Below are 3,767 nucleotides of genomic sequence, written 5' to 3'. Positions count from 1 at the left end.
CGGCCTGTGGGGCAGTTGGCGTGGCGGGCGGGTCCCCGGCCGCCACCAAACCGCCGTCAGCGGTATCGGCATGCGCAATTCCGGCGAATGCCCCGGCCATCAGGGCGAAAAAGATGAACAGTGGAATTCTGGACGGCTTGAGCAGATGAATCATCGCCTTGTCGATTCGATCGTTGCCCACAGCCTGCTCCCCGGCCGGCAGTGGGCGCAAGGAACAGGCTGCAAAGCATCGGAAAAGCGCCGTAGGTCAGGCTGCGGCCTCCGCGGCCGCCTTGGCCGCAGCGGGAAGGGCGTCGAAAATCCGGTTCATCGCGGCATCGTCGTGGGCAGCGGAAAGGAACCACGCCTCGAAGACCGACGGCGGCAGGTAGACACCGGAGTCCAGCATGGAGTGGAAGAACGGTGCGTAGCGGAAGACGTCCTGGGCCTGGGCGTCGGCGTAGTTGTGGACTCCGTTGACCGACGTACCGAAGGCCACCGAGAAAAGGTTCCCTGCGCGCTGGATCGAGTGGTCCACGCCTGCGGTGTCCAGCGCCGATGAGAGTGCCGCCGAGAGTTCCAGCGAGCGGGCATCCACGAAGCTGTAGACCTCCGGCGTCGCGAGCGTCAGGGTGGCGACGCCGGCGGCCATTGCCACAGGTTCCCGGACAAGGTTCCTGCCTGGTACACCGGGCCAAGGGGCGCAAGGTAATCCATGACGTCGGCACGTCCGCCGAGCGCCGCCGTCGGCATCCCGCCGCCGATGACTTTGCCGAAGGTCAGCAGGTCCGGCGTCCAGCCTTCCTGGCGGCCTGTGAGGCCCCAGTAGCCCGCGTAGCCGGTGCGGAAGCCGGTGAGCACTTCGTCCAGGATCAACAGCGCGCCGTGTTCGCGGGTGATGCGGGACAGGCCTGCGTTGAAGCCGTCGTTCGGCGTGACCACGCCCATGTTGGCGGGAGCGGCTTCGGTGATGACGGCAGCGATGTTGTTGCCGTGCGCAGCAAAAGCGGCTTCCACCGCACCGAGGTCGTTGTACGGCAGGACGAGGGTTTCAGCGGCGGCAGCTTCGGTGACACCGGCTGAACCGGGCAGAGCCATGGTCGCAAGGCCCGAGCCAGCCGCGGCGAGCAGCCCATCGAGGTGACCGTGGTAGCAGCCGGCGAACTTCACGATCAGGTTGCGGCCAGTGAACCCACGGGCCAAGCGCACGGCGGTCATGGTGGCCTCGGTGCCCGTGGACACCATGCGGATGCGTTCGACGGCGGAGACGCGTTCCTTGACGATCGCGGCGAGGTTTGCCTCATCGGGTGTCGAGGCACCAAAGGACAAACCGCGGTCGACGGCGGCATGGACGGCGTCGAGGACTGCCGGATGTGCGTGACCCAGGAGCGCCGGACCCCATGAGCAGACGAGATCGACGTATTCGCGGCCATCTGCGTCGGTGAGGTAGGGACCCTTCGCCGAAACCATGAACTTCGGGGTGCCGCCGACGGAGCCGAAGGCGCGCACCGGAGAGTTGACGCCGCCGGGCATCAGGGATCGGGCGCGGTCGAACAGCTGGTCGGAGACAGGGGTGTTTGAAGTCATGGTGTCCATTCTTTCAGGGATTCGGGACGGTTCAGGCACCGAAAAAGTGGGCTCAGGCGTCGGCAAGCTGCTCGGCCACCAGTGGGGCCACCACAGTGCCGAAGAGTTCGATGCAACGCATCATGGATTCGTGGGGCAGGGTTCCGTTGCTGTATTTGAGGTCGAAACGGTCAACGCCGAGGTTCCGCTTCAGCAGGACGATCTTCCGGGCGACCGTTTCCGGGGAACCGACATACAGGGCTCCTTCGGGTCCGCACATGGCGTCGAACTCGCCCCGGCTTGCCGGTCCCCAGCCGCGTTCCGCGCCGATGCGGTTTCGCTGGGCCAGCCAATGCGGGAAGAGTTCCTCCCGGGCTTGCTCGTCGGTTGGGGCAACGTAGCCAGGCGAGTGCGTGGCAATTTGCTGCATGGGGTGCCCGTATTTTTCCATTGCCTCGCGGTAGAGCTCCACGAGCGGGGCAAAGCGGCGCGGTTCCCCGCCGATGATGGCGAAAATGATGGGGTAGCCGTATTGCGCGCAGCGCAACACTGATTCTGGAGTACCGCCCACACCGATCCACGTTGGCAGCAAGTGGTGTTCCAGCGGCGGAAAGACGCTCATTCCGTTCACGTTCGGCCGGGTGCGGCCTTCCCAATGCACCGGCTTCTGCGCCCGGACCTTGTCGAAGAGTTCCAGCTTCTCCTCGAACAGGACTTCGTAGTCGGCCAGATCCAGGCCGAACAGCGGGAACGATTCCACGAACGAGCCGCGGCCCAGCATCACCTCCGCACGACCATTGGAGAGCGCGTCAACGGTGGAGAAGCGCTGGAAGACCCTGATGGGGTCGTCGGAGCTGAGCACGGTGACGGCCGAACCGAGCTTGATCTGGGATGTCCGGGCTGCCGCGGCCGCGAGGAAAACTTCGGGCGCCGAGACGGCGAAGTCGCGCCGGTGGTGCTCCCCCACCCCAAAGGCGTGAAGCCCGACGGCGTCCGCCAGCTCCGCTTCCGCCAGCAGCTCCCGCAAGACCTGGGCATGCTGTTTCGGGTTGCCGTCGGCGTCCACCCCGGCGTCACCGAAAGTATTCAGCCCGAGGAGGATCTCCGCGGCTCCGACAGGGGCCGTGGGAGTGGAAGCGGTATCGGTCATCAGGACTCCTTAAGCCAGCCGGCAAGTTCGGAGGCCCAGTACGTCAGCACCATGTCGGCGCCGGCCCGCTTGATGCCGAGCACGGATTCTGTGATGGCGCCGCGGCGATCGATCCAGCCGTTCGCGGCGGCCGCTTCGATCATGGCGTATTCACCGGAGATTTGGTAGGCCGCCACGGGTACCGGGCTCCTGGCTGCGACGTCGGCGAGGATGTCCAGGTAGCTCATGGCCGGCTTGACCATCACCATGTCAGCGCCTTCTTCGAGGTCGAGTTCCACCTCGATGATGGCTTCCCGGCGGTTGGCGGCATCCATCTGGTAGGTCCGGCGGTCACCCTTGAGCTGCGAGTCCACGGCTTCGCGGAAGGGGCCGTAGAAAGCGGAGGCGTACTTCGCCGCGTAGGCCAGGAGCGCGGTGTTCTGATGTCCGGCCTCTTCAAGGGCCTGGCGAATCACGGCGATCTGGCCATCCATCATCCCGGACGGCCCTAGGACGTGGGCACCGGCGTCGGCCTGCGCTACTGCCATTTGGGCGTAGATTTCGAGGGTGGCGTCGTTGTCCACGTAGCCGTTGGCGTCCAGGACACCGCAGTGGCCGTGATCGGTGAATTCGTCGAGGCATACATCGCCCATGACCACCAGGTCATCGCCGACTTCTGCGCGGACGTCGCGGATGGCCTTGTTCAGCACGCCGTCGGGATCCAGGGAAGCTGTGCCGCGGGCATCGCGGACTGCCGGAACACCGAACAGCATGATTCCGCTGACACCCAATTCCACGGCTTCGGCAGCGGCGCGTTTGAGCGAGTCCGTGGTGTGCTGCACGACGCCGGGCATGGAACTGATCGGAGCCGGTTCGCTGAGTCCTTCGCGAATGAAGGCGGGCAGGATGAGGTCGGCGGGAGCCAGCCGGTGTTCGGCAGTCATCCGGCGCATGGCGGGGGTGGTGCGGAGCCGGCGGGGCCGGTGGTTTGGAAAGCTCAACTTTCGTTCCCTTCGGTGTCGAATACGGTGCGTAGGGCGGCCACGATGCCGGCGGGTGTGGGTTCCTTGGCGGTTGCCGCGACCGGGATGCC

General features: G+C 65.8%; 3 protein-coding genes and 1 pseudogene. All 4 read right to left on the bottom strand.

Annotation, left to right across the window (positions count from 1 at the left end; all coding sequences use genetic code 11):
* Window positions 1–181 (bottom strand): hypothetical protein (locus AHiyo1_RS25365; protein WP_216363120.1); only part of this gene is annotated, 181 nt, incomplete at its 3' end.
* A gap of 66 nt (window positions 182–247) precedes the next feature.
* Window positions 248–1,566, bottom strand: a pseudogene (gene hemL / locus AHiyo1_RS02490) (glutamate-1-semialdehyde 2,1-aminomutase).
* Window positions 1,567–1,618: 52 nt separating this feature from the next.
* On the bottom strand, window positions 1,619–2,695 hold the full coding sequence (locus AHiyo1_RS02485) for an LLM class flavin-dependent oxidoreductase (RefSeq protein ID WP_059387508.1): 1,077 nt from the start codon (window positions 2,693–2,695) through the stop codon (window positions 1,619–1,621).
* Window positions 2,695–3,675 carry a porphobilinogen synthase gene (hemB, locus tag AHiyo1_RS02480; protein WP_059387507.1) on the bottom strand — a complete coding sequence of 327 codons (981 nt, stop codon included), beginning with the start codon at window positions 3,673–3,675 and terminating at the stop codon, window positions 2,695–2,697. The genes AHiyo1_RS02485 and hemB overlap by 1 nt, the downstream gene beginning before the upstream one ends.
* Window positions 3,676–3,767 lie beyond the last annotated feature (92 nt).

This window comes from Arthrobacter sp. Hiyo1, from assembly GCF_001263615.2.
In the GTDB taxonomy this organism is placed as follows: Bacteria; Actinomycetota; Actinomycetes; order Actinomycetales; family Micrococcaceae; genus Arthrobacter.
Note: the sequence above shows the minus strand (reverse complement) of the source record. Positions and strands in the feature narration are given on the sequence as shown.